The sequence below is a fragment of the Acidobacteriota bacterium genome (assembly GCA_009861545.1).
GTDB lineage: Bacteria > Acidobacteriota > Vicinamibacteria > Vicinamibacterales > UBA8438 > WTFV01.
On sequence record VXME01000099.1, the window covers coordinates 1 to 26,279 of the forward strand.

A 26,279-nucleotide genomic window follows, 5' to 3' on the forward strand; every position below is an offset into this window, starting at 1 on the left:
CCCCCCCCCCCGCGCCCCGGCCGCCGGGGTGGGCTGTGTGCTGTGGCGGGGCCCCCCCGGGCCCCCCCACACCCCCCCCCCTCCCTCCCCCCCGCCCCCCCCCCCCCCCCCCCCCGCGCCCGCGAACGACCCCGGGCTGAAGCGCTCGAGCATGCCGCAGAACCCGGCGAACACGAGGATGATCGCCATGTAGCCGGCTGCGAACCCGCCAATCGGTATCCACATCACGCGGAGATACTCCGCGAGCTGCAGGTAGACCTGGAGTCGCGGCCGCAGCCACGCCGCCGCCGCGCGGGCGGACAGGAAGGCCGCAGCGGGCAGCAGCAGCAGCATGGTCGGCAGCAACAGGAGCGTGGTCTCCAGATTCGACCCTTCGAGCATCCCGACACCCGCCGCGATCCCCATCTCGGCGAGGACTGCGACGATCAGCAGCACCGGCGGCCGACCGTGGCGCCGTCCTTCCCGATCGTGACTGAAGAAGCCCGCCACGAGCGCCGTCGTCGGCACGCAGGCCAGGGCGATCATGATTGCGCCCCAGCGGACAGGTGCAGGAAGCAGGCCCAGCCCCAACAATGCGGCGATCGTGACGGACTCCAGGGTCGCATCGCGGTAGCCCTGCGTGCGCGACGCCCCGAGCCCGTCGCACAGGCCGACGGTGAAGGGCAGGGACGGCCCGATCACGAACAGGAACCCCGCGCCGCGCGGCAGGAGTCCGGCCAGGAACGCGATGATGACGCCGACGACCGAGCCGATCAGGATGCCGGCCGGCCGGCCGCCGTGATCGCCCATCCGCAGACTGAGGCCGACGCCCACGGCGAAGCCTGCGCCCGCCGCCATCATGACCGAGTCGTGCACGGGCGTGATCGCGTAGCCGAACGGCACGACGACGAGGATCCCGGCCGCCGCCTGCAGGGATCGCCAGAACGCGTGCCTCGCCGCTGACGGCCAGGGACGATCCGATTCGAGCTGGATGAGGGGCATGGGCTCGGACGGATGGTACCAGCGTCACCCTCGTGATGTGTCGTGACCCGCCAGTCGATGCAATGATGATCTCGGCACGCGGGTCTTCAACCCGCGAGGAGTGGCGACAATGCCGGAAACCGGGATGATCACCATTCGGCTGGCCGCTGCGGCGGACCTGCCCTTCATCGCCGCGGTCATGAACCACTACATCGCGACGTCGACGTGCACGTTCCATCTCGAGCCGCGCACCGCGGAGGAGTACGCGGCGTGGTTCCGCGACCGCACCGACCTCCATCCGGTGACAGTGGCGCAAGTCGATGGCACGGCCGCCGGATTCGCGTACCTCTCGCCGTGGCGACCGCGCGAGGCGTACCGGCGTTCGGTCGAGGGTTCGGTCTACGTCCACCCGGAGCGGCATCGCCGGGGCATCGGGCGAGCGCTGCTGGCGGACCTCGTCGAACGGGCGCGTTCACTCGGTCACCGCACCCTGATTGGCGGCGCCTGCACCGAGGCCGAGGCCAGCCTGGCCCTGCAGCGCGCGCTCGGCTTCAGGACGGTCGGCGTGCTGAAGGAGGTCGGCTACAAGTTCGGCCGCTGGCTCGACGTCGAGCACACGCAGTTGATGCTGTGAGTCCCGAAGGCTATGCCGGCCGGGCCAGGTCGGCCGGGTCGACGCGCTCCACTGCTTCCAGTCGGTCGAAGTGCCGGTCCGCCGAGAGAATCCGGTGGATACCGTTGGTCTCCATGGTCGCTACGTGCAGGGCATCGCGCGCCGGCAGGCGCGAGTGCCGCAGGAGCAGCTCGAGCGCACGTTCCGTTTCCCGCTCCGTGATGGGCACGATGTCCGAGCAGATGGCGGTCGCCGAGTCGTAGACCACTCGGGCGTCGTCGGGGCGATCCAGCGCGGAGTACCGATGGAGAATCTCCTGCAACACCTCCGCGCTGGTCACGAGCGCCATCTCCTGCTCGTCCGCCGCGCGGAGGGCTTCCCGGCATCGCGTGCGGAGGACCGGATCGCTGCCGGCCAGGTACATGAAGACGTTGGCGTCGACGAAGAGAGCCTCTACCCCGGTCATCGCCGTTTACGTGTCCCGACGCCGTCACCCTCGGAGCGAGGGGCGCAACCGGTCGCGAGTCCCGTCTTGAGGTTGCCGTAGTCTCTCTCCCACTGTTCCAGGTCGGTTGGCGCGGGCGCGGGCTCCATGGCGTAGAGCGCTTCGATCGCATCCAGCCGCCGCCGCCGCGCTTCGGGTGCGACGCAGTACCGCTCGACCGCCTCTCTCACGACTGCGGCCAGCTTCCGCCGGCCTGCGCGTGAAATGCGTGACACGGCGGCGTACTGCCGTTCGTCGAGCGTGACCTGGACCTTATGCGTCCTGCGCATGTGTAAATTGTAGTGAGTCAGTTGAAATGTGTCAATTGGGATATGGATACCCTTGGGAGTCGTGAGCGTACCGGAAACCAAGCGCGATCGGGTCGGTCGGCGAGACGGGCGCCGTCAGCGCCCGCAGGTGCGTCATCAGTCGGACGAAAGCCGGTTGCGACGATCCAGGGCACACCGACTCGCTGCGAGCCGTTCACCAAGCCTTCCCGCCAGCGCTTGGCCGCTTCGTGGTCCGGTGCGCCGCCATTGTAGGCGTAGACCAGCAGGTTGATATCCGGCACGATCGCCGGACCACTCGGCTCGCTGCCAAGAACCGCGAACGACCGGGATCGAGTTGCACAACGGGCACGATGTTCTCTCGACGATCACCGCGCAGCCTATGGCAGCAGCCACGGGCCGACGTAGCCGGCGTATGCCACCAGACTGACAATCATCCCGACCACCATGGACACGGCCGCCACGATCCGTCTGCCGCGCGGCAGGTAGCGAAGCAGCCACGCGCCGGTGGCGGCGAGGAACACGAGGGCGAATCCAACAAGCAGGGGGACCGGGACGCCGGTCAGTATGGCGACCCGCAACTCGTCGAAATTCGCGCCGGCCGCCATTGCCTCGAGGTCGCTCGGCAACTCGCTGTTGAACAAGCGTCGCCACGCGTACTGCGTTGCGACGTTGATGCGGGCCTGAGCGAAGTACGCGACAGCAACGAGCGCCGGGTGCGGACGCCAGGTCGCGCAGCCGTAGCAGCACGCGAGCACGAGTACGTAGGTGGCCAGCGGGCCGGCGGCGTCCGAGAGCGCCACCCCCCAGAGCGGTGCGATAGTGGCGGCGGTCGCGTAGTCCTCACGCCAGACAGCAAGCCAGAACTCCTCCAGATCCCACGTGACCCCCACGAAGTGGAGCGTGAGATCGGGAACCCCGAGTGCAAGCAGGACGAGAAAGTGGCCGATCTCGTGCGGCAGGATGCCGAGAGGTGCGGCGACCAGTCCGCCCGCGAACCAACGCAGCGCCGTGCGCCCCGTCGAGTCCGCGGCAGCTACTTCACTCACCATCCCGCTCCGCATCGCGACGCGCGATCCTCTCGAGTTGCGGCTGGATGTGCGCCATCACGGCCGCGAACACCACCAACGCCCAGCCAATGGAGGGGATCAACTGTGCGCCCACCAGCGGCCGCGCGCCGGCCGAGACCGGAACGATGCTCGTGAAGTCGCGTCCCACACCAGTGAAGAAGGCGAACGACACCCATGCCATGATCCCCGCGTCTTCGGCGACACCGGTGAAGGCCCCGGGGCTGAAGTGCGCCAGCATGCCGTAGAACCCGGCGAAGAGGACGATGATGGCCAAGTAGCCGATCGCGAAGCTGCCGACAGGCACCCACATCACGCGCAGGTAGGCGACGAGCTGACTGTAGACCAGCAGGCGCGGATGGAGCCACACGGCGACGGCCCGCGCACAAAGAAAGACGGCGACCGGCACAGCGATGGTGTCCGCCAACACCGTCCGCGCTGCGGATTGAATGCCGGGTTGTTCCTCCAGCATCAGCAGCAGGCCGAGCAGGACCATCATCACCAGAGTCAAGGCAATCAGCCAGACCGGGGGCCGGACGTAGCGTCTCCCGCCGGCCGTCCGGCTGAAGAACCCGGCAATGACGGCGGTCGAGGGCATCAGAAACCAGGGGGCTACGAACAACGCGCTGTTTCCGGGCACGAACGCCAGCCCCGTGAACAGCAAACTTACGATGCACGTCTCTCGAATCGCGTCACGATAGCCCTGCAGGTGCGGTTCGCCGAAACCGTCGACCAGAGCCATCGTGAGGGCCATGGCCGTCGGCAGTGTCCGCGCCGGGCCCTGCAGGGAGGGAGGCAGGTCGGCAAGGACCTGAACAGTGGTCATGCCGGGTAGTCGCCGGAGGCCGCATAGCCGAAGGGAACGACGACGACGAGGACGCTGACGACGACCAGCGCGTACCGCCATGCGGTACGGATCACATTCAACGTGCGTTCACTGGGCAGAGTCAGCCCACGCGTACGGAAGCGATCCGGAGGGCTCGATCGCTCCGAAGCGTCCTCCATCGAGGTTACCGCGGAGGCTCGGGGGCCGTGGGTGACGTGGCGCCGAGCCCGAGCAGCAGCGCCTCCATGTCCGGCCAACGCCGCCCGAGGTTGGCGTAGAAGATGCCTTGGGCGATGGTCAGGGGCGTCCAGCCGCGCTCGTTGACCGGATTGAGCGCGGCGCCGTGCTCCAGCAGGTAGAGGACCAGCTCCGGCGAGCCGCGCATGACGGCGCCGTGTAGCGCCGCGTCGCCGTTGTCGTCGACGGCGGTGACCGAATCGCCGAGCTCGACCATCAGCTTGACGGCCTCGAGCGCTTCCTCGGCGCTGCCGGGGCTCTCGCTCGCCGACCAGATGCCGACGCCCGCGGCGACGAGCAGCGCGGTGGTGCCGTCCTCGTTCTCCAGCAGCGGGTCGGCGCCCAGCTCCAGCAGCAGGCGCATCATCCGCAGGTCGACCGCCTTGGCGGCGAGCAGGAACGGCGTGGCGCCGCTTCGGTTCAGCATGTTGCGGTAGCCGTCGCGGGGCTCCGCGGTCTGGCGGGCGTCGACGTCCGCCCCGTGGGCGACGAGCGCGCGGGCCAGCTCCAGGTCGGTTACGGTGCCGGTCGGAAACGCGGCGGGATTGTTGTAGTGCCGGTTCGGGCGGCGGGTCCAGACGAGCTGGTGCAGCGGCGTCCAGCCCGGCTCGGCCGCGGCGGGATTGGCGCCCTGTTCCAGGAGTTGCAGCGCCACGTCGTACCGCGCGTTGATGACCGCCAGGTGCAATGGGCTCGTGCCGTCGGGCAGGGCGAGATCGACGTCGGCCCCGGCCTTCACCAGCGCCTCGACCGTGTCGCCGTGGCCGGCGCGCACGGCGAACGCGAGCGGCGTGAATCCGCCGTCGGAGCGCGCGTCGACGCCCGCTCCCGCCGCCGCGAGTGGCGCGACGACCGCCGCGTGGCCTTCGGCCGCGGCCCACATCAAGGCAGTCTGGCCGCGCCACCCCTCCCGCGCGTCGACCCCTGCCCCGGCGCCGTGCCGCAACAGCGCCTCGACACTGTCGACGACTCCGGTTCTGGCCGCGACCATCAGCGGGGTCTCGCCCTGTGGTGAAGTGCCGGTCGGGTCCGCACCGCCATCCAGCAGTGTCTCCACCACCGCCGCATGGCCGCGGGCGGACGCCAGGGCCAGCGGAGTCACCCCGTGACGTGTCGCGGCATCGACTTCCCCGCCGGCATTCAGAAGAAGCTCGACGGTCGCCGCATCTCCCTCGTGGGCCGCCCAGTGCAGCGCCGTGGCATCGTCCGCCGCCTGTCCCGCGGCGGACACGGGCACGCCGACGACACCGACCACCAGCGCGACCATCGGGACCACGCGGAAACGCAAGAACCCGCAGAAAGAGCCCGGCTCGGCGCCCGACCGCCGAGGCAGCGGCACTCTACCATTCACGGAAGCCCCCGAACGTCGATACGCATGATGCCGACACCACGCACACTCGACTCTACACATCCGCCAACCGCGCCAGCTCCTTCAGCCGCCCCGTGCTGTCGCCGAGCCCGTCGTCGAGCCGCACGCCGGCCTTGTCGAGCTGGCTGACGAGCAGGTTCGTCATCGGCGTGTCCCGCGGATACACGAGGTGCCGCCCGCCCTTCAGGTGTCCGCCGCTGCCGCCGACCAGCATCAGCGGCAGGTCGTAGTGCAGGTGCTTGTTGCTGTCGCTCAGCGACGCCCCGTACAGCAGCAGCGAGTGGTCGAGCAGCGAGCCGTCACCGTCCGGCGTCGAGGCCAGCGTCTCCAGGAAGCCTCGGAAGAGCGTGACGTGATACGTGTTGATCTTCGCGAGCTGGGCCAGCTTCAGCGGGTCGTAGCGGTGATGCGAGATGCCGTGGTGCGACTCCGGAATGCCGATCTCCGGATAGGCGCGGCCGTTCAGCTCGCGGCCCAGCATGAAGGTGAACACCCGGGTGATGTCCGCCTGCCAGGCCAGCGCCGTCAGGTCGAACATCAGGCCGACGTGCTCGGGATAGGCTTCCGGGATGCCGATCGGCCGGGCCAGCTCCGGCAGTTCGGTGTCGCTCTGCTCGGAGAGCTGGATGCGCCGCTCGATGGCGCGCACCGCGTCGAGGTACTGCGTCACCCGCGCCCGGTCGCCCGCGCCGACCTCCCGCCGCAGCCGCGCGAGGTCGTCGGTGATGGCGTCCAGGATGCTGCGGTCCTTGCGGAACTGCGCCCGCCGCTCGGCCGTGGAGCCGCCCTCGCCGAAGAGCCGCTCGAAGACGACGCGCGGGTTGTTCTCCATCGGCAGCGGCGTCGTCGAATCGCGCCACGCGATGGTGTTCATGTAGATGCAGCTATAGCCGTTCTCGCAGTTGCCCACCAGGAAGTCGCGGTCGATGGCCAGCTCCAGCGACGGCAGCGGCGTCGTCCGGCCGAGCTGCGCCGCCGCGATCTGATCGGCGGTCATCCCCGCCCGCACGTCGGCCCCCTCGGTCTCCTTCGGGTGGACGCCGTTCAGCCAGGTCGCCGTCGCCCGCGTGTGCTCGCCGTTGCCGTCGCCGAGCGCCTCGGCCTGCCCCTGGGCCAGCCCGCTGAGCACCACCATCCGGTCGCGGTAGTCGCCGAGCGGGCTGAGCGTGGGCGACAGCTCCAGCGCGGTCTTCGCCGCCGGCGTCCACGACTCCATCGCCATGCCGTTCGGCAGATAGACCCAGCCCAGCCGGCGCACCGGCTCCGCCGCACGCACTGCGCCGATCCCGGTCAGCGCCGGCGCCATCGCATCCAGCATCGGCAGCGCAAGCGCAGCCCCGGCGCCGCGGAGGAACGTGCGCCGCGGCAGCGTCTTCCTGGTGATGATCATGATTCCGCTCTCCTCATCCTGAACGGCATGCTCTCGACGATCCCGACGATGAGCGACGAGAACCGGTAGTCGTTCTCCGCAGCCTTGCGCACGATGGCGCGGGTCGCCGGCGCGTCGTAGTGCTCCAGGCCGCGACCGAGCGCGTAGGTCATCAGTTTCTCGGTGAGGGTGCCGACGAAGCGCTCCGGATTGGCCGCCAGGGCCCGGCGCAACCCCGCGGCGCCGTCGAAACGCGTGCCGTCGGGCAGTTCGCCGGTGGCGTCGATAGGCGTGTTGGCGGCAGTGCGGGTACGGAAGCGCCCGACCGCGTCGAACTGCTCCAGCGCGAATCCCGGCGGGTCCATCAGCCGGTGGCAGCTCGCGCACACCGGGTTCGCCCGGTGCCGCTCGGTCGCCTCGCGCATCGACAGCGCTTCCCCACTGTCGGTCGTCTCCTCCAGCGCCGGCACGTCGGGAGGCGGCAGCGCGGGCGGCGTCCCGAGCAGGTTCTCCAGCACCCACTTGCCCCGCAGCACGGGCGACGTCCGGTTCGGGTACGACGTGACCGCGAGGATGCTGGCGTGGCCCAGCAGGCCCCGCCGCGCCGCGTTCGCCACCGGCACCCGCCGGAAGTGGCTGCCGTAGATGCGCGGCATGCCGTAGTGACGGGCGAGGCGCTCGTTGACGAACGTGTAGTCCGCGGTCAGCAGGTCGAGCACGTTGCGGTCTTCACGGAAGACGCTCTCGACGAACAGCTCGGTCTCGCGCCGCATCGCCTGCCGCAGCCCCTCGCCGACGTCGGGAAAGCGGTCCTCATCGGGCACGACGGCCGGCACGTTCCGCAGGTAGAGCCACTGGCTGGCGAAGCTCGTAACCAGGGCGCGCGCCCGCTCGTCGGCCAACATGCGGCGGACCTGCTGCTCCAGCACCGCCGGGTCGCGCAGGCGGCGGGCCGCGGCGAGGTCGAGCAGCTCGTCGTCCGGGATGCTGCTCCAGAGGAAGAACGACAGCCTCGACGCCAGCTCCAGGTCGCTGATGGCGTAGTTCGTCCCCGGCGCGACGCCGACGGGGTCCCGCTCGACCCGCAGCACGAACTCCGGACTGGCGAGGAGCCAGCGCAGGGCCATCTCGATGCCGGCGTCGAAGCCGCCCTCCCGCCGGCCTTCCTGGAAGAACCCGAGCAGAACGTCCAGATCGGCGTCCGTAACCGGCCGGCGGTAGGCGCGGCGCGCGAGGTTCGACAGGATCCTGCCGGCACACTCGGTGCGATCGGCGTCCGTGGCGCCGGCCGGGCGGCAGACGAAGATGCGCCGGCGGCTCGGCGGCTCCTCCCCCGGCGGCCCGCCGCTGGCGGCTAACGGCCCGGTGACGGTCACGCTGCCGAGGTACGGCTGCACGCGCGTATCGCCGCCGGTGATGCTGGTGTACGGCCGCAGGTACGGCTGGCGCAACGTCTCCGGATAGGCCGCGGTCTTCCGCACGAACGTCACGCGCAGCTCGTGCGGCCCCGCCTTGACCGGGAGGCGGAACTCCCAGTCGCCGTCGATGGTCCGCTGCCGGTCGCGCCAGGCGCGGTACTCGTCGCTGTCGCGCGGTGCATCCGACGGCGGCGGGCCGCCGACGGCGAAAGTACGAACCAGCGCGCCGTCCAGGCTCACCTCCAGCGTGTGCGGCGTCTCGAACACGGCCAGGTTGTCGCCGGCGTTGCGGGCCAGGCGGATGCGGAAGGCATAGTCGGCGTCCTCCGGGAACACGTGCCGGAACGCGCCGCCGCCCCGGGTGCCGAAGGGCATGCCCGCCACCCAGTCGTCCTGCGGCAGGTCGCTCGCGAGACGAAAGACCTCGGCGGTAGCCGACGGCGCTGGACGCCCGACCGCCACCCGGCTGATTTTGCGTGCGGCGGCAAGGTAACGCTCCAGCAGCGTCGGCGACACGCCGAGCACGCCGGCGATGTTGTCGAACCCGTAGCTGGCCCCGTCGGCCGGCAGCAGCTCGGCGACGTCGACCTCCAAATCGAGCAGGTCACGGACCGCGTGGTGGTACTCCGTCCGGTTCAGGCGATGGAACGCCTCGGTCCGTCCCGGATTCGGATCGGCGTCCGCGGCCCGGTCGAGCTCGGCTTCCAGCCAGCCGACGAACCGGTCGTAGGTCGCCGCGTCCGGCCGCGGACGCGGCAGGGGCGGCATCGCGCCGGCCCGCAACTTGCGGACCACGGTCTCCCAGACGTCCGGCGCATCGGCGATGCGGGTCACGTCGTGGGTGTCCAGGGTGAGGTCGGCGGTGCGCAGCCGTTCGTTGTGACAGGCGACGCAGTAGCGGTCGAGAAGTGCCCGCTGCCAGCCCTCCGCAAGGGCGTCCTGCACGTGCGCGGCAGTCGCCGAACCGGAGGGCGCGGGCCCTGCCGCCCGGGCCGGAACTGCCGCGACTGCGAAGACGGCCAGCGTGCCGCCAAGCAGCATCGCGAGACACCCGGACACAGGGGCGGACGTTCCTTGTGAGGGCATGAATCCAGTGAGACCCCCGTAGTATCCGGGGAACTTTCGGAGGGTGTCAATCTACCGAGCCGATGAGTCGTTCGGCGCAAACGATGGCATCGTCGGAGTCCTTCGCCTGACGGAGCCAGTCGAGGAGCCTGGAAGCCACCACGGCATTCTAGCGATACGGTCTGGCGGCAGCCCCTATCGGCTCGGCCTCCGCCACCGCACCGGCGGCGCGGGCTCCTCCTTGAGCTCGACCTTCTCCGTCTCCAGCAACCGCAACGCTTCGCGGACGGCCGCCTCCAACTGCGGGTCGCCACCCGCGATCACCGGGGCCGGGTCGTTGCGGACCTCGATGTCCGGTGCGACGCCCTCGCCCTCCACGGCCCACTTGCCGTCGACGTCGAAAAAACCGCCGCGGGGGGCAACGAAGAAGCCGCCGTCGACCAGCGGGGGCGTGTCCCACGACCCGACCAGCCCGCCCCACGTCCTCGTACCGACGAGGGGGCCGATGCCCCGGAAGCGGAACAGGTAAGGCAGCAGGTCTCCCCCGGAGCCGGCGCTCTCGTTGATGATCATCACCTTCGGCCCGAAGAGCCCCGCCATCGGCTGGGTCCAGGGCTTGCGGCCGGCGCCGGGCGAATTGAAATAGCCGGTCAGCTCGCGGTCCAGCATGTCGACGATGTAGTCCGCGGCCGAGCCGCCGCCGTTGTTGCGCTCGTCGATGACCGCGCCCTCGCGATCCTTCTGCGCGTAATACATGCGGTTGAAGAACTCGTACCCGTTCCGAGAGGTGTTCGGGAGCCAGACGTAGGCGAGTCGTCCTCCGCTCAGCTCGTCCACACGTGCCTGGTTCGCCGCGACCCATGCCCACATGCGCTGGAAGGACTCGTTCGCGATCGGCTCGACGACGATGTCCCGTGCTTGCTCCGCGGAAGGCGACGACGAGACGGTCACCGTGATCGTCCGCCCCGCCGTACCCTCCAGCAGGCGGTAGGGATTCGTCGGCGGACGCAGCTCGACTCCATCGATGGCCAGCAGGTAGTCGCCCTCGGCGACCTCCAGCCCCGGCATTGAGAGCGGGCCGGTCGTGCCAGGCCACCACGCGTCGCCCGCGTAGATGCGCGCGAGGCGATAGAGCCCGTCGGCTTCCTCCAGGTCCGCGCCGAGCAACCCGGTGTGCGGATTCTCCAGGTCGGGATAGTCGCCGCCGAACACGTAGGAATGGCCGACCGCGATCTCTCCCGAGAGCATGTCCAGCAGGTGGTTGAAGTCCGCGCGGTGACGCACGTCGGGAAGCCACGCGGCGTACCACTCCCACACGTCGTTCCAGGGCGCCCCGTGCTGGTTGTCGACGTACAGGAAGTCGCGCATGAAGCGCCAGCCGTCGCGCAGCATCTGGACATACTCGGCCCTCGGCTCGACGCGCACCCGCATGCCGCCCAGCTCGAGCCGTCCGTCGCCGTCCCCCGGCGGCTGCTCGGTGCCGACCACGCGCCAGTTGGAGCCGGACCGGTAGAGCAGGTGCTTCCGATCATGCGAGGCGGCGATTTCGGTTCCCGGCGTCACGCGCGGACCTCCGGCGTGAACCAGCGTGAGGAAATCCTCCGCCGCGCGGTCCGCGACCGTGTACTTCAGGAGCGTCGCATCGCCCGCTTCCCCGCCGACCCGGGTCACGAAGACCGAGCCGCTCGGGCCGGGAACCAGCCCTCTGTAGTCCTTCGCCGGTAGTCCCGGCGCACCCACCATGCGCCGATCCATCCCCTCGAAGTCGATCTCTACGTCCGCCGGCGCCTCGTCTTCCTGTGCCTCCTCGCCCTCCTCTTCCTCCGACTCCTCCGACTCCCCTTCCGCCGCAACTTCCTCCTCGTCGCTGCGGGGCAGGAACGGGGAAGGCTCTCCTGCGGACAGCAGCGCCAGGTACAGGGTCCGGGTCACCGGACGGTCGTAGGAGGTCATGTCGAGCCAGCCCGTATTGAGAGCGTAGTCGGCCGACGCCAGGAAGTAGAGGTACTTCCCCGACCCGTCCCAAACGGGAGCGATCGCGTCGACCGTCCCGTCGGTGAGTTGGTGCGTCTCCCGCGCTTCGGTGTCGTGGATGAAGATGGCCCGCAACTGGTTGTCGAGGCGGCGCGCGTATGCGATCCACCTCGAATCGGGAGACCAGACCGGGTTCAGCGAGCGTTGCGGGTGGGCGTAGAGGTCGGTGTCGACGTGCTCCACGCCGCCTGACTCGACATCCAGGACGAGCACGCGGTAGTGCGTATCCGTGAACGCTAGCTTCGTGCCGTCGGGCGACCACTCGGGCCGGAAGTAGAACGTCGGATCGGGGATCTCGATGCGGCGCGGGTTCGACCCGTCCTGCTCGGCGATGACCAGGCCGTACTCGCCTCCGGCGTCGCTGAACCACGCGATGCGCGAGCCGTCGGGCGACCATGCCGGATGCCGGTCCGCCACCCCGGGGCTGCGGGTCAGGTTGCGCCAGGAACCTTCCTTCGCGGGCACGCTGAAGAGCTCTCCGCGCCACTCGAAGAGCGCGCGTCTCCCCGTCGGCGACAGACCGATGTTCTGGAACCGCGTCGGGGGGACCTCCTCCCACCGCGGCCGCGACCAGTTCATGTCGCCTGCGACATGAATCTCCAGCTTTCGGGTGCAGCCCGACGCCGGATCGAGCTCGTGCAGGTACCCCGCCTGCTCGTACACCACGACGCCGGCGCCCGCGCCCAGCGACTTCACGTCGAAGTCCGCGTGGCGGGTGAGCTGCCGCTCCGCTCCCGTGCGCGGGTCGAACGACCAGACGTTGCCGGCCCAGTCGCGCTCGGACAGGTAGTAGACGAGCCCGTCCATCCACACGGGATGCATGTGGCGCTCGCCTTCCCAGGGTGCCGTCGCGCGCTCCCAGGTGGACGTGGACACGATGCTCACCGGCTGTGCCTGACCGCCCCGGTAGTTCCGCCACTCGGGGTCGTAGTACACGGTCTCCTGGTAGGCGATGTGGCCGCCGTCCGCGGACATCTCCCCCAGGTACGCCTGCGGCAGCGGGAGTGGCGCCGGCAGCCCGCCCGAGCGGGGAACGGTGTAGAACTTCGAGAGCTTCGTGGGCAACGCGTCCCGGCCCGACTGGAAGAGGACCGCTCCCTCCGGGGTCCAGCCCTGGACGACGTCCGAAGCCGGATGCCACGTGAGCCGTTCCGGCTGTCCGCCCGCGGCGGGCATCACGTAGACGTCGGTGTTGCCGCCGTACTGTCCGGAGAACGCGATCCACCGCCCGTCGGCACTGAACGCCGGATCGGTCTCGGCCCCCTCCGAGCTGGTCAGCCGGACGGCGTTGCCGCCCGCACGCCCCACGATCCACAGATCGTTGGCGTGCACGAAGACGACGTGCGACGAGCTGACGTCCGGTTGCCGCAGGAAGCGGGTGCCCTGGGCCTGCACGGCTGAAGGTGTCGCAACGGCCGCCGTGCAAAGGAAGGCGAGGAATGCCGTCAGGCGGCCTGGAGGCGTGGCTTCGCGGTGGAACATGGTTCGACTCCGTCTGTCTCGCGGGATCGTCGATGAAGCGTGGCGTGCGGGTCCCCGGGGCACCGCGCCGCTCGCACCCTTTCCCCTATACGACCACGGCCGCCGCGGTGTTGCAAACGCTCGGCACCGCCGAGCCGCCCGCGCCGGCGGGACGGCCGATGGAGTGGTGTTCCCCGGCCACGGCTCCTCTGCTAGCATGGCGCCCTACCGAATCCATGGGGAGGGAAAACATGAAACGCATCATCGTTCTGGCGGCGGTGCTCGGCGCCGGCGTCCTGTCGCTCGGGATCGTCGGCGCGCAGGACGCCATGGTCATCGAGGTCGAGCAGCTCGAGGACAACCTGTACGTCCTGCGCGGGCAGGGGGGCGGCGGCAACACGGCGGTCTTCGTCACCAGCGGCGGGGTCGTCGTCGTCGACTCCAAGAACCCCGGCTGGGGCCAGTCGATCCTCGACGCGATCGGGGAGCTCACCGACAACCCGGTGACCACCCTCGTCAACACCCACAGCCACCATGACCACGTGAGCGGCAACGTCGCGTTCCCGGCCAACGTCGACATCGTCACCCACGAGGTCACCGCGGCCAACATGCAGGTGATGCGGGCCTACAGCGGCCGCACGGAGCCGCCGGCCAACGTCTTCGCCGACTCGATGGGCCGCGGGCTGCCGACGCAGACCTTCTCGGAACGCATGTCGATCGGGACCGGCGACGACCGGGTCGACCTCTACCACTTCGGGCGGGGACACACGGGCGGCGACGCGTGGATCGTCTTTCCCGTGCACGGGACGCTGCATTCCGGCGACATCTTCCCGGGCAAGAACCTGCCCTTCCTCGACGCCAACAACGGCGGCAGCGGCGTGGACATTCCGGACAGCCTGCAGAAGGCGCACGACAACATCCCGGGCGTCGACACCATCATCACCGGGCACAGCACCCAGATGACGTGGAGCGACCTGCACGAGTACGCGGCGTTCAACCGCGACTTCCTGTCCGCCGTGCGGGCCGGGCACGCCGCGGGCCGGAGCGTCGACGAGATCGTGGCCGGCTGGACGATGCCGGAGGGCTACGAGGGGTACCGCGCCCCGGCGCCGGCCGGCCTGACGAACAGCGTCCAGGTGATCGTCGACGAGCTCAAAGGGAACTGAGTCCGGTCGAGCACGGCGAGCGGGGCTGTCCGGCGGGAGCCGGGCGGCCCCGCGCCGTCGCGAGGGAGCCGGGCATGCCCTTCGTCGCGCCTTGCCCGGGGGGAGGCGCCTCGCCGCTCCGGCTGCCAGGCGGCGTTCACGACAGGCTCCTACTCCTCGCTCAGCGCATCCAGGAACTCCCTCACGCGACGGGCATTGACCCCGAGGTCGCCGACACCCACGCGCGACAGCGAGCGCACGTCGACCCGGCTGCCGCCCTCGCCGGCCGCCGCGACCCGGATCACGATGTCGTCGTGGAACCCGAACCAGAACGTGCGATCCGTCGCCTCGATCCGGAACGTGTCCGGATCCGTCGCCAGGACCTCCCAGTCCATCCGCCGCACGACCGCCAGAGCCCGGCGGAACGCGTCGGCCGGCGCTACCGACAGAATCGCGGGGCTCAGGCCCGGATAGGCGGCCCGCTGCCGCTCGGCGAGGCCCGGGCCGCCGTAGTCGGTACGCCCCGGCGTGTTCAGCGCGACGGCCGCGACGAACGACGGCGGATCCTCGGTGTCGGTCGTGACGTCGTGGATCGGCGGTGCGCCCAGCGACGAGACCAGCGTCGCCACCGGAACGGCGCCCACCGCCACCGCCGCAACCAGAGCCGACCGGGCTGTCCAACCCTTGGGCCCCGTTTCGCGCGCCATCCGCGCGCCGAGGACTCCCGCGCTGACGGCGATGAGCAGCACGCCGCCGGCCAGCAGCAAGAACGCCGGCCCGAGCGGCGCGATGCCGATGCGGTATCCGAGCGGAGCGGCGATGACGGCGACGGTGCCGGCCGCCGCACCCCACGTCGCCCAGCGTGCCACCCTCATCGCGTCGACGCCATGCCGATGAACGTGAACTCCTGCACATCCACGTGCTCGATCGCGCAACGCTGGAGGTGCTGGACCAGTGCGACTGCCGGCAAGCCGGCGATGATTCTCCCGTGCATGTCTCTTCCCCTTGTACAACTCCGGCGGCGCGTGACGACTCTTCCCTCCGTGGCGGGCACTTGCGGCTCCGGTCCCGCTCAACGGGCCGAGACGGCACGTTCCGGGAGGGCGAACACGTAGACCGCGTTCGCCCGGCCGCCTCCGACCGGCGCCGCCAGGTACTGCCGGCCGTCGACCGCGTAGGTGATCGGGAAGCCCTGCACCGAGCCGGGCAGGCGTGTCCGGAACAGCACCTCGCCGGTCTCCACATCGTGGACGAACAGGTTGCGGTCCGTGTCGGCGCTCACCACCAGGCCGCCGGCTGTGGTCAGGGCCGCCCCGCCCGGACGCGTGGCCGTCGAGTGGCGCCAGACGATCTCGCCGCTGTCGATGTCCATTGCGATGAGGTGTCCCGCATGCTCACCGCTGTCCGGGTGCACCCGGCTCCCGCGGGAGAACCAGCCGCGGTCGGCGTAGTAGTCGTTCCCCTCGACCTGCTCCAGCTCGGTGAACATGCCCGTCACGCAGGTCGGGTGGATCGGGATGTAGAGCGCCTGCGTCTCCGGGTGGTAGGCGCTCGCGCGCCAGTTGCGGACGCCGCCGAAGTCGGGACAGAAATCGAGCTCGACGCCGGCCACCGGAATCATCTCCGGCCGGTAGGTCACCTCGCCGGTCTGCGGGTCGACGTCCAGGACGTTCTGGTAGCCGAGGTCGTGCGCGGCCACGAACGCGCCGGTGGCCCGGTCGAGCTCCCAGAGGATGCCGTGCTTGCCCATCTTGAACAGCGACCTCCGCCCGCGGTGGTCGATGAGCACGCTCTCGAAGACGTCGTCGAGGTCGTGCGTCTCGCCCGGCACGAACTGGAAGTACCACGCCAGCTCGCCGGTCGCCGGATCGAGCGCCAGCACGCTGTTCGTGTACAGCGCGTCGCCGTCCGTCTTGCGCGAGACGCGCGCCCACGGCTTGGCCTGCGAGGTCGACCAGTAGGTCAGGTTCGTCTCCGGGTCGTAGCTGCCCGGAATCCACGAGTCGGCGCCGGCGCGGAACGTCAGCGGCAGGTCGCCCCACGTGTCGCCCCCCGGCTCGCCGGGGCGCGCGATGGTGGACGTGCGCCACACCTGCTCACCGGTGTCCGGGTCATGGGCGGAGATGAAGCAGACGTCGTTCTTGTAGTTCTGGCAGCCGGTCATGCCGGAGACGATGTTGCCGTTCACGACGATAGGGCCGCTCGTGTAGCGATACCCCAGGCGGTAGTCGGCGACGGTGTGATCCCAGACCACCTCGCCGGTGGCCGCGTCGAGGGCCACGATATGGGCGTCCGAGGTGTTGGCGAAGATCTTGTCGCCGTAGATCGCGATCGAGCGCGTCCGCATGCCGGCGCCGACCGAATCCAGGAAGTCCGTCGACGCGTCGAACTCCCGGCTGTACTCCCAGATGCGGTCCCCGGTCACCGCGTCCACCGCCTGCACGATGTTGCGCGGACTGGGGATGAACATCACCCCGTCGTGCACGAGCGGCGCCGCCTGGCTGAGCCCCGGTCCGAGCTGCCAGCCCCAGACGAGCTGCAACTGGTCGACGTTGTCCCGGTCGATCTGATCGAGCGGGCTGTAGCCCCAGCCGTCGAGGGTGCGGCGCCAGTTCAGCCAGTCGGCCGGGTCGGGGTTCTGCAGCATCTCGTCGGTGACCGGCGAGATGTCGCGGTCCTGGGCACCCGCCGCGGCGCAGCCGAGGAACACGATGAGCGCCGCCCCCGCCGCGCGTTCGATCCGCTTCGCCAACAGACTCCGCGCCCGTCTCTCCGCTGCGGTCATCGGCGTCCCTCCCCTGTTGCGTTCCCGACTATAGCCCGACAATCGTCGCACACCGCTTGCCCGCGCCGAATGCGGCAGATCCTCAACAAGGCACGGATCTGCCGCAAATATCTGGCAGATCCGTAGTAGACGCCATCCGTCTGACCGGCTCCCAGAGCTACCAGGTGATGGCAGGCGTGGCGGAGACCCTCGCGGCGCGCGTGGGCGGGAGAGCGACTCTCTGATCGAGCGCGACGGGTCGGACCTGGCCGGTCGAGGTCACGCTCGGCTGGCCCGCTACGACCGTCTGCCGCGGCTGGACGCCCTAGCCGGGCGCGGGCAGCTCGACCGTGTGGAACGCCTCGATCGTGTCGATGGCCTCGATCGGCTGCCGGTCGACGTCCCACCGGAACTGGCGCAGCACGATGCGATCGGGCAGGAAGTCGGCAATGGTGAACCCGTGGTCCTCGATCGGCGCCACCGATTCCTCCATGTCGAGGTGCTCGGGCGGCGTAGCGCCCACCCCCCGCACCACGGACGGAAAGCCCCGCACCGAGGTGCCGATGGGGCCGCTGAGTACTGCCGTGACCGGCCGGGCATTGAGGTTGAGCGCACCGGCGCGATGCATCCGGCCCATGCCGATGGCGTGCAGGTCGCCGCTCACCACCAGCGGCACGCGCTCTTGCTGGGCAGCGATCGCCGCCACCAGCCGGTCGTGCTGCCGCAGCCAACCCTCCTGCCAGTAGCCCTTCTCGATGGCCGTCGTCAACTCGCCGGTGTCGCGGTCGAGCACGTCCGGGTACCACTCGCCCCACTTGCCGGCGCTCCACCCGAAGGGGTTCGACGGCGCGTGGACCAGGTGCCGCGTGTCGGTCGCCGCGGTACGATCGAGCAGCCAGTTCTCGACCTGCCGGTCGATGAACACCGCGTTCCGACCCGCGAGGCTCACCGTGCGTCGCACGTCGTAGAGCAGGATCTCGGTCAGGTTGCCGTAACGCAGCGTGCCGAAGCTCTCCGAGAGGTCGCCGCGATCGCTCGTCCCCGACCACGGCAGGCCGGCGGGGCGCCGGGCGTCGGGCAGGAACTCGGGGTAGTAGAGCTGCTGCGTGGCGCGCGCGAGCTGGAGCTGGAACCACGGGATCGGGAAGTTGGCGATGTCGTCGGTGACCGCGTCGTTCTCCCAGTGGTCGTGGTCGTCCTGCAGGAAGCAGATGGGCGTCGAACGGAAGTCCGTGCCGTAGACCGGCACGATCTGCGGGCCGGCCGCCGCCTTCATCGCCGCCTCGTTGCTGGCGCCGAACACCGACGCCGAGAAGTCGAAGTTCGACTGCCGGCCGCTGGGACTGAGCTGGCCCGCGTTCTCGCCCTGCCAGGTGTGGAGGTCCCAGTAGATGTGGTCGCCGTTGGCGATCGCCGCGTCCGGTTCGAACGACAACGCGCGGCGGAGGAGCCGGTTGCGGATGGCGGTCGGCAGGAAGCCGCTCCGGTCGCCGATGCCGGAGTAGGTGCCGCCGGGGCCGCCGGCGCACGTGAAGAAGAGCATCCGGAACCGCTCGGGACGCGCGTCCGGCGACGGGAACGTCGACAGCGGCCACGGCTCGCACAGCGCGGCCCCGTCGGCTGCGGTCAGGGACAGCTCGTAGCGGCGCGCCGGGTCGAGGCCGGTAGCGTGGAACTGCCAGTACTCCCCCGCCGTGTCGTTCATGCGGCCGGTGACGCCGGCGCTTCCGACCCGCAGCGTCGGCGCGCCGGACAGCGGACCGTCGAACGACGCCTTCAGCAGAACGCGCGAGTCGTTGACCGCCGGCAGCAGGTGACGCACGCGCCCGGCGTCCCAATCCCGGGCTTCCGGCGGCGCGCCCTGCTCCGCCAGCAGATCCAGCGGCAGCCGCCCGAAGACGGCGGCGCCCAGGGCGCCGGCACTGCCGGCGAGGAATCTTCGACGATCGACGGGCCATGGCGTGGTCATGATCTCCTCCGCAGCGAAACGGGACGGTGGCGGCGGCCGGTCAGCCGGTGGTGACCGGACGAACGGTGGCGGCCCCCATTGTAGTGCGACCCTCGCCTGTGCTATCACCAGCGCGGCGCGTAGCGAAACGCCAGGCGCCCGCGTCGGCGGCGGGTCCGGCGGCGACCGGAGGGCGACGACCGAAACCCGGTTCGTCGCGGCGTGGTCGGCCGCACGTCGAAGCATGCCCGTCGAAGCATGCCCGCCATGGCAAGTGATACGACCGCCGGCTGCTACAATGGGCTCTCTCCAGGAGGCGTCCAGCCGTTCGTGACAGCCGCTCGTGGCCAGGAGGTTGCTCATGACCCGTAGACTCTCGAACGCCGCCGGCGCCGCCGCGATGGCGGTTGCCCTCGTCGCTCTCCTGCCCGCCGGCGCCGCCGGCCAGGAGACGTCGTTCCGGACCCCCGACGGTCACCCGGACCTGCAGGGCGTCTGGAACTTCTCGACCGCCACGCCGATGGAACGGCCGGAGGACCTGGCCGGTCAGACGACGTTGACGGCGGAGGAAGCCGCCGCCTGGGAGCAGCGGCTCGCGGAGCAGCGCGCCGCCAACGAGTCGGAGCGCGAGGACGCCCCGCTGGGAGCGCGCCTCGGCTACTCGGTCCGTGTCTGGTTCGAGCACGGCCATACGCTCTCCGAGCAGCGGACCTCGCTGGTCATCGATCCGCCGGACGGACGCATTCCCGCGGTGCGGCCGGAGGTAGCGGCGCGGGCGGAGCTGCGCAGCCTCCTGCGCGGGAGGCACGCCCACGGCCCCGAAGACCGCGGCGCCTCGGAGCGGTGTCTGCTCGGGTTCAACTCCGGGCCGCCGATGACCCCGAGCGCCTACAACAACAACGTGCAGCTCTTCCAGACCGCCGACCACGTGGTCATCCTCAACGAGATGGTGCACAACGCGCGCATCGTTCCCCTGGACGGCCGCCCGCACCTGCCGGCGCATCTTCGACAGTGGGTCGGCGATTCCCGGGCGAGCTGGGACGGCGACACGCTCGTGATCGAGACGCGGAACTTTCTCGGCGAGACCTCCCTGCGGGGCTCGAGCGCCAACCTGCACCTGGTCGAGCGGTTCACGCGCGCCGGCGCCGACACGCTGATCTACGAGTTCACGGTCAACGATCCGACGAGCTGGGCGGGCCCCTGGACCGCACAGGTGCAGATGAACCGGACCTCTGAACCGCTGTACGAGTACGCGTGTCACGAAGGCAACTATTCCATGGCCAGCTCGCTCTCGGGTGCGCGCGCGATGGAAGCGAGGGAGGCCGCGGCAGGCGACGACTCACCCTGACGGGCAACCGTCGTGTAGCAGCCGCAAAGCGGCTGCCGCACTGGCGTCCGATGCTGGACTGGCGTCCGATGCTGGCTGGGCTGTTCGACGGTCCGATCCGCGGCGGAGCACGGTACGCTCCGGCGTCTATCGGTACGGTCGTCGGACTACTCGTGGCAACGAGTCTGGCGGCGTCTGCGGAGCCGGCCCCGACGCAGCGGCGCGCAACCCGCCCGGCGGCGGACGCCGCCCGCGCCATCACGTTCAACAGGGACATCGCACCGCTCGTCTTCGAGCACTGCGCCACCTGTCACCGCCCCGGCACCGCCGCTCCGTTCAGCCTCCTGACCTACCGCGACGCCCGGCCCTGGGCCCGCGCCATCAAGCAGGCGACTCTGAGCCGGTCGATGCCGCCCTGGAAGCCGGCGCCGGGATACGGCGGCCCGTTCATCGGCGACCGGCGGTTGAGCGACGCCCAGATCGCTCTGATTGCCAGGTGGGTCGATGCCGGCGCGCCTGCGGGCGACCCTGCCCACCTTCCGCCGCTGCCGGAAGGGTTCGGGGCATGGCGGCTCGGCGAGCCGGACCTGGTGATCGAAATGCCCGAGCCCTTCCTGCTACAGGCCGACGGGGACGATGTCTTTCGCAAGTTCGCGATTCCGATCCCGATCGAGGAGACGCGATTCGTGGAGGGCCTCGAGTTCCAGCCGGCCGTCCGGGGCGCGGGTTCCACGTGGGCGTCGAACCCCAGGGTCATCCACCACGCCAACATGCGGCTCGACCCGACGCCGGCCTCCCGCACGCTCGACGCGCGCGATCCCGCACCCGGCTTCGACGACGTCACGCCGTTCGACGCACAGTTTCCCTTCGGCCACCTGCTCGGCTGGACGCCCGGACAGGACCGGCCGCTGGTCGCGGAAGGGATGGCCTGGCGCCTGGACGCGGGCACCGACATGCTCCTCGAGCTGCACCTGATGCCGAGCGGGCAGCCGGAGGTCGTGCAGTCGCGCATCGGCTTCTATTTCACCGATGAACCCCCGACGAAGATCCCGTTCACGATCCGGCTGGGCAAGCAGGATCTCGACATCCCGCCGGGGGCGACCGACTACCGCAGCCGGGACGCGTACGTGCTCCCGGTCGACGTCGAGGTGCACGGCATTCATCCGCACGCGCACTACCTGGCGCAGGAAGTCAGGGCGCTGGCGACGCTTCCCGACGGGACGCGCCGTTGGCTCCTCTACATCCGGGACTGGGACGCCTCCTGGCAGGATTACTACTACTACGCCGAGCCCTTCGTGCTTCCCAGGAGCACGGAGCTGACCATGGAGTTCCGGTTCGACAACTCCGCCGGCAACCGGCGCAACCCGCACTTCCCCCCGCGGCGGGTCACCTGGGGCCCGCGGTCGTCGAACACGATGGGCGACCTGTCGATTCAGGTCCTGGCGCGGAGCGATTCCGACCGCGAGATCCTCGCCGCCGACCGCCGGCCGCTCGAGATGGCCGAGGACATCGTGGGATTCGAGACGGTCCTCGACGCCGAGCCCGGCAAGGTGACGGTGCACGACGACGTGGCCCGCCTCTACCTGCTGTTCGGGGAGGTCGCGAAGGCCCTCGCCCACTTCCGGGAGTCGGCGCGCCTGGAGCCCGACTCTCCCGCCGCGCAGTACAACGTGGGGACGACGCTGCTCCGGATGGGAGAGCTCGACGAAGCCGTCGCCCGTTTCGAGCGGGCGCTCCGGCTCGATCCCGACTACGCGCCGGTGCACAACAATCTCGGCGCGGCGCTGCGGTCGCAGGGCAGGCTGGACGAGGCGACCCACCGCTTTCGGCAGGCGGTACGGGCCCGCCCCGACGACGAGGACGCCCTCTACAACCTGGCGAGCACGCTGACCCTGCGGGGGGAGTTCACCGAGGCGATCGCGCTCTACCGGCGGGTGCTCGCGCTGCTGCCGGATTCGCCGGAGCCGTTCGCCGAGCTCGCCTGGCTTCTGGCGACCCACCCGGATCCCACGCCGCGCGACGTGCAAGAGGCGGTGAGCCTTGCCGAACATGCCGCGCAGCTCACCAGTCGCCGGGACGCGCGCGTGCTCAACACGCTCGCGGCGGCCCATGCCGCGGCGGGCCGCTTCGACGAGGCTGCCGCGACCGCTCGCGCGGCCCTCGCGTTGCCGCACGACAGCGGAAGCGACCTCGCTGCCACGATCCGGCAACTGCTGGACCTGTACTCGGAGGGCCGTCGATACCGGCGCCCGCGCTGACCGAGCACCGGCGCGCACGATGCCCGCTCGCAACGGGATCCGTTGGTCACCTGGAGCTCCGACGGCGCCGGGGACCTGCGGTTCGCGTGCGTGTACGCGTGCGGGCTGGTCGCCGCGTCTGCGCCGATACCCATTGCGTTTCCCGCGGGGCAGGCGTAGGATGACGTGGGCGGGCGTCGCCAGGAGACAGGGCTGAAGGCGCGCGAGCATCCGAGTCCTGGAGCGGCGACGGGGTGCCTGTGGGGATTCAGGTCTCGCGGCTTGCCACCCGGGCCGCTGGCCGGCTCGCACCGGGAAGCCGGCCGACCCGGACGCCGTCCCGGCGGGAAGCCGCCGAGGTTGCGCCACCTCCGTACCCGATCACGACGCTCCGCAGCGCCCGCGCCGTCCGTTGCCGGCGCAGGGGGCGGTTTCCCGGCAACCCGCTCTGTACTCCCCGTCGTCCTGTACCTCGATCCTCTCCCGGCGCTGCGGGCTTTTCCGTTCTCCCGTCGTCGCGTGCTTTCCCGCTCCCGTTGCTTCGCATCGGCACAGACGTCCCGAACCCGCAATCTCGTGGTCTGCTTTCCGGCCGCCATCCGGTAGACGAATACCGGCGCCACTATCGGCCGCACGACGCGCAGTACGCCACACAGCACGGTTTGGAGGTGTTCAGATGCTGCATCGCAAGTTCCGGGCGGATCCGAGAGGTCTGACGATCTGTCTCGGGCTGACGCTGGCTCTCGTCGGCGCATCGGAGACGAACGCGCAGGTGGTCAACGCGTCCGGCATCGAAGGGATCGTGACGGACGCGACCGGCGGCGTGCTGCCGGGCGTGACGGCAACGCTCGAGAGCCCGCAGTTGACCGTGCCGCAGGTCACTCGGATAACCGATGGCGAGGGCGCCTATCGGTTCACCGATCTGGGCATCGGGATGTACACGGTCACGTTCGCGCTGCCCGGCTTTTCCACGGTCATCCGCGAAGGGATCCGGCTCACGGATCGGTTCACGGCGCGGATCAACGTCGAACTGGAGCTCTCGACCGTCCAGGAGACCATTACGGTCAGCGGCCAGAGCCCCGTCGTCGACGTGACGAGTGCGGCCACTGTGCAGACCCTGACGCGGGAAGTGATCGAGTCGGTCCCCAACTCGGGCAGCCAGTTCGAGCTGATGGCCATGGCGCCCGGCATGCGCGTCGGCCGGATCGACGTCGGCGGCAGCACGATGGCCAACTACCAGTCCGCGCGCGCCTACGGCCAGCGCGGCCAGATCACGCCGACCCTCGACGGGATCAACACCAGGCAGTACACGTCCTCGATGGGCTCCTACTACGACTACGCGTCGCTGGACGAGGTCACCATCACCGCCGTCGGCAACACCGCGGAGGTCGCGACGGCGGGCATGAACTTCGCCGCCATCATCAAGTCCGGCACCAACGAGTTCCACGGACGCTACTTCGGCGCGTACCAGAACCGGCGGATGCAGTCGGACAACCTGGATGCGGCGCTGATGGAACGGGGCGTCACCCAGGGCAGCTCGTTCAAGGACTACAGCGACATCTCGGGGTCGCTGGGCGGGCCCATCTGGAGGAACCGGATCTGGTTCTACGGCGACTACAAGCGCCAGCGAAAGGCGCAGAACGAGGTCAACTTCGCGCTCGACGGCGGGCCCGACGGCATCTACCTGACGCCGGACGACACAACCGAGGACGGGCGCGGCGACGGCCGGCGGGAGCTCAACAGCCAGACCATCAAAACCACGTTCCAGCTCTCGCAGGGCTACCGGATGGACGCGTTCTATCACCGCAGCGGCAAGGTCATGCCCGAGCGGTTCGGCACCCAGTTCCGGCCGCTCGAGACCACGAACGACTACCTATTCAACCCGCAGACCGGCAAGATCGAGCTCAACGGAACGCCCAGCAGCCGGCTCGTGTACACCCTCACACTGGGCCGTCACTACTACCTCGCCGACTACCAGCCGCGGGCCGGCGTCGACACCCCCACCCGCTTCGATCGCGTCTCCCGCCTGTATACGGGCTCGGCGGCCCGCGCCGACAGGCGCCCCCGCAACCGGTGGCAGTACCTGGGAAGCGTCACCTACTATCCGGGAGGGGCCCACGCGATCAAGAGCGGCGTCCAGATCTATCGGGAGACGCACGGCACGGGGCAGGCCAGTCACGCGGGCGGCAACTTCATCCTGGAGTACGAGGGAGCGACCCTGTTCGATACGGGGATGGCGGGCAATCCGTACCGGGTCAGGTTGTTCAACTATCCTCTGGATCCCACCAACCGGGTGGACGTGAACTCGGCGTACGTCACGGACGAATGGCGTGTGACCAGGCGGCTGACCGCCAACATCGGCTTGCGGTACGACCACTACCTCTCCTACGTACCGGAGCAATTCAAGGGTCCCGACGACTTCGGGATCTTTTTCCAGGGAAACGTCGACAGACTCGACGTGGTGGACTGGAAGGGCCTGGCGCCGCGCATAGGGCTCGCCTATGACCTGCGCGGGGACGGCAGGACCGTGATCCGGGGCGCGTACAACTACTTCCAGCAGTCGCTCGGCGACAGCTTCGCCTCGACGTACAACCTCAACGCGATCGCCTCGGCGACGTACGTCTGGAACGACGCGATCCCCGACAACACCTACACGCCGGGAGAAGTGGACCTCAGCCTGAACGGCCCCGACTTCGTCAGCATCACCGGGGCGGCCAACTCCATCCTCCCGAACGACCCGCGATTCGGCCGCGAACTCTACCAGTCGAACACGCAGGAAATGTCGGTCGGCGTCCAGCACGAGCTGATGCCCTCGGTGGCAGCTCGTGCCGTGTACGTCTACAAGCGCGAGGCGGGCCTGTTCGACACGCGGGGATCGACGGCCTCGGGGACGCAGGGCGGTCCGAACATTCTCCGCCCCCTCAGCGCCTATACCATTCCGGTGAGCCGCCGGGATCCCGGACCTGACGGGGTGCTGGACACCGCCGACGACACGGGCAACATGATCCACTTCGCCGACTACGGCGACGAGTACCGGGGCGCCGAGTTCGTCGGGAACCAGCGGATCAACTACCCGGAGCCGGACTTCTACCACAGCTACGAGTTCACCCTGGAGAGACGGTTGCGGGACGGTTGGCAGGGCCTCGTGTCGTTCATCGGCACGCAGAACCACCGCTGGCTCCCGAACGCCGCCCTGACCGACTTCGTCCCCCCGCAGGTTGCCCTCAACGGGCTCGACGAGTCCTGGGAGTGGGGCCTCAAGGCGCACGGCAGCTACATGTTCCCGGGCGACATCCAGCTCGGCGTCTTCTATCAGGCCCTGAGCGGCTTCCCGCTGCAGCGGACCGCGCGGTTCCTGCGGAACGACCCCGACGGGCTGTTCCACTTCCGCAACCAGGGCACGCAGACGATCCGGGTGGAGCCGTACGGCGCGTCGAAGCTCACCGCCCAGCACGTCTGGAACGTCCGCCTGTCGAAGTTCCTGGACATGGGGCCGGGCCGGTTCCAGATGGCGGTCGAGGTGTTCAACCTGCTCAACGCCAACGACATCCTGCGCGTTCAGCAGGTCTCGGGCCCGTCGTTCGGCAACGTGCTCGAGAACATCCCGCCGCGGATCGCGCGGATCAGCGCGACCTACGATTTCTAGGATTCCAGGATCCAGGTCTGGC

General features: G+C 69.8%; 16 protein-coding genes and 1 pseudogene. 5 read left to right on the top strand and 12 right to left on the bottom strand.

Going from position 1 to position 26,279, the window contains the following annotated elements:
- A pseudogene (locus tag F4X11_16155) lies at nt 1-138 on the bottom strand (single-stranded DNA-binding protein).
- Between the two features lie 967 nt (nt 139-1,105).
- Here F4X11_16155 and F4X11_16160 point away from each other — a divergent pair.
- The gene (locus F4X11_16160; protein MYN66538.1) at nt 1,106-1,594 is read left to right on the top strand and encodes an N-acetyltransferase family protein; all 489 of its coding nucleotides are present in this window, start codon (nt 1,106-1,108) and stop codon (nt 1,592-1,594) included.
- 10 nt (nt 1,595-1,604) lie between these two features.
- On the opposite strand, the gene F4X11_16165 is transcribed toward F4X11_16160, so the two are convergent.
- The 8 genes from F4X11_16165 to F4X11_16200 all read right to left on the bottom strand — a co-directional run bounded on the left by F4X11_16165 (nt 1,605) and on the right by F4X11_16200 (nt 13,211).
- Nucleotides 1,605-2,039, bottom strand: coding sequence for a type II toxin-antitoxin system VapC family toxin (locus tag F4X11_16165; GenBank protein MYN66539.1), 435 nt, complete (start codon nt 2,037-2,039; stop codon nt 1,605-1,607).
- Nucleotides 2,036-2,347: a hypothetical protein gene (locus F4X11_16170; protein ID MYN66540.1), complete on the bottom strand. Its 312-nt coding sequence runs from the start codon at nt 2,345-2,347 to the stop codon at nt 2,036-2,038. The genes F4X11_16165 and F4X11_16170 overlap by 4 nt, the downstream gene beginning before the upstream one ends.
- A gap of 377 nt (nt 2,348-2,724) precedes the next feature.
- Entirely contained in the window at nt 2,725-3,393 is a 669-nt protein-coding gene (locus F4X11_16175; protein ID MYN66541.1) for a hypothetical protein, read from the bottom strand.
- On the bottom strand, nt 3,386-4,237 hold the full coding sequence (locus F4X11_16180; GenBank protein ID MYN66542.1) for a hypothetical protein: 852 nt from the start codon (nt 4,235-4,237) through the stop codon (nt 3,386-3,388). The genes F4X11_16175 and F4X11_16180 overlap by 8 nt, the downstream gene beginning before the upstream one ends.
- A 184-nt stretch (nt 4,238-4,421) precedes the next feature.
- Entirely contained in the window at nt 4,422-5,885 is a 1,464-nt protein-coding gene (locus tag F4X11_16185; GenBank protein MYN66543.1) for a hypothetical protein, read from the bottom strand.
- Nucleotides 5,878-7,233 carry a DUF1552 domain-containing protein gene (locus F4X11_16190; GenBank protein ID MYN66544.1) on the bottom strand — a complete coding sequence of 452 codons (1,356 nt, stop codon included), beginning with the start codon at nt 7,231-7,233 and terminating at the stop codon, nt 5,878-5,880. The genes F4X11_16185 and F4X11_16190 overlap by 8 nt, the downstream gene beginning before the upstream one ends.
- The gene (locus tag F4X11_16195; protein ID MYN66545.1) at nt 7,230-9,716 is read right to left on the bottom strand and encodes a DUF1592 domain-containing protein; all 2,487 of its coding nucleotides are present in this window, start codon (nt 9,714-9,716) and stop codon (nt 7,230-7,232) included. Before F4X11_16195 ends, F4X11_16190 begins: the two co-directional genes overlap by 4 nt.
- A gap of 174 nt (nt 9,717-9,890) precedes the next feature.
- Nucleotides 9,891-13,211: a protease gene (locus tag F4X11_16200; protein MYN66546.1), complete on the bottom strand. Its 3,321-nt coding sequence runs from the start codon at nt 13,209-13,211 to the stop codon at nt 9,891-9,893.
- On the opposite strand from F4X11_16200, the gene F4X11_16205 reads away from it, so the two are divergent.
- On the top strand, nt 13,169-14,356 hold the full coding sequence (locus F4X11_16205) for an MBL fold metallo-hydrolase (GenBank protein MYN66547.1): 1,188 nt from the start codon (nt 13,169-13,171) through the stop codon (nt 14,354-14,356). The two genes, F4X11_16200 and F4X11_16205, sit on opposite strands and share 43 nt — an antisense overlap.
- Before the next feature lie 149 nt (nt 14,357-14,505).
- Here the strand turns inward: F4X11_16205 and F4X11_16210 are convergent, their stop codons facing one another.
- From F4X11_16210 to F4X11_16220, 3 genes are all read right to left on the bottom strand, one after another.
- The gene (locus F4X11_16210) at nt 14,506-15,210 is read right to left on the bottom strand and encodes a DUF1499 domain-containing protein (GenBank protein ID MYN66548.1); all 705 of its coding nucleotides are present in this window, start codon (nt 15,208-15,210) and stop codon (nt 14,506-14,508) included.
- Between the two features lie 197 nt (nt 15,211-15,407).
- Entirely contained in the window at nt 15,408-17,120 is a 1,713-nt protein-coding gene (locus F4X11_16215) for a PQQ-binding-like beta-propeller repeat protein (protein MYN66549.1), read from the bottom strand.
- 304 nt (nt 17,121-17,424) lie between these two features.
- Nucleotides 17,425-19,068, bottom strand: a complete 1,644-nt coding sequence (locus F4X11_16220) for a hypothetical protein (GenBank protein ID MYN66550.1) — start codon at nt 19,066-19,068, stop codon at nt 17,425-17,427.
- 340 nt (nt 19,069-19,408) lie between these two features.
- Between F4X11_16220 and F4X11_16225 the strand changes: the two genes are divergently transcribed.
- The 3 genes from F4X11_16225 (at nt 19,409) to F4X11_16235 (ending at nt 26,257) form a co-directional block, all read left to right on the top strand.
- A complete protein-coding gene (locus tag F4X11_16225) occupies nt 19,409-20,395 on the top strand; it encodes a hypothetical protein (GenBank protein MYN66551.1) in 987 nt (328 codons plus the stop codon).
- Between the two features lie 152 nt (nt 20,396-20,547).
- The gene (locus tag F4X11_16230; protein MYN66552.1) at nt 20,548-22,632 is read left to right on the top strand and encodes a tetratricopeptide repeat protein; all 2,085 of its coding nucleotides are present in this window, start codon (nt 20,548-20,550) and stop codon (nt 22,630-22,632) included.
- A gap of 655 nt (nt 22,633-23,287) precedes the next feature.
- Nucleotides 23,288-26,257, top strand: coding sequence for a TonB-dependent receptor (locus F4X11_16235; GenBank protein MYN66553.1), 2,970 nt, complete (start codon nt 23,288-23,290; stop codon nt 26,255-26,257).
- Nucleotides 26,258-26,279 lie beyond the last annotated feature (22 nt).

Bases quoted from the DNA above. Each gene is read 5' to 3' on its own strand.
- F4X11_16225 (MYN66551.1), top strand. From the start codon at position 19,409: ATGACCCGTAGACTCTCGAACGCCGCCGGCGCCGCCGCGATGGCGGTT.
- F4X11_16180 (MYN66542.1), bottom strand. From the start codon at position 4,237: ATGACCACTGTTCAGGTCCTTGCCGACCTGCCTCCCTCCCTGCAGGGC.
- F4X11_16160 (MYN66538.1), top strand. From the start codon at position 1,106: ATGATCACCATTCGGCTGGCCGCTGCGGCGGACCTGCCCTTCATCGCC.
- F4X11_16170 (MYN66540.1), bottom strand. From the start codon at position 2,347: ATGCGCAGGACGCATAAGGTCCAGGTCACGCTCGACGAACGGCAGTAC.
- F4X11_16220 (MYN66550.1), bottom strand. From the start codon at position 19,068: ATGACCACGCCATGGCCCGTCGATCGTCGAAGATTCCTCGCCGGCAGT.
- F4X11_16205 (MYN66547.1), top strand. From the start codon at position 13,169: ATGCCGTCAGGCGGCCTGGAGGCGTGGCTTCGCGGTGGAACATGGTTC.
- F4X11_16195 (MYN66545.1), bottom strand. From the start codon at position 9,716: ATGCCCTCACAAGGAACGTCCGCCCCTGTGTCCGGGTGTCTCGCGATG.
- F4X11_16185 (MYN66543.1), bottom strand. From the start codon at position 5,885: ATGTGTAGAGTCGAGTGTGCGTGGTGTCGGCATCATGCGTATCGACGT.
- F4X11_16210 (MYN66548.1), bottom strand. From the start codon at position 15,210: ATGAGGGTGGCACGCTGGGCGACGTGGGGTGCGGCGGCCGGCACCGTC.
- F4X11_16235 (MYN66553.1), top strand. From the start codon at position 23,288: ATGCTGCATCGCAAGTTCCGGGCGGATCCGAGAGGTCTGACGATCTGT.
- F4X11_16215 (MYN66549.1), bottom strand. From the start codon at position 17,120: ATGACCGCAGCGGAGAGACGGGCGCGGAGTCTGTTGGCGAAGCGGATC.
- F4X11_16200 (MYN66546.1), bottom strand. From the start codon at position 13,211: ATGTTCCACCGCGAAGCCACGCCTCCAGGCCGCCTGACGGCATTCCTC.
- F4X11_16190 (MYN66544.1), bottom strand. From the start codon at position 7,233: ATGATCATCACCAGGAAGACGCTGCCGCGGCGCACGTTCCTCCGCGGC.
- F4X11_16165 (MYN66539.1), bottom strand. From the start codon at position 2,039: ATGACCGGGGTAGAGGCTCTCTTCGTCGACGCCAACGTCTTCATGTAC.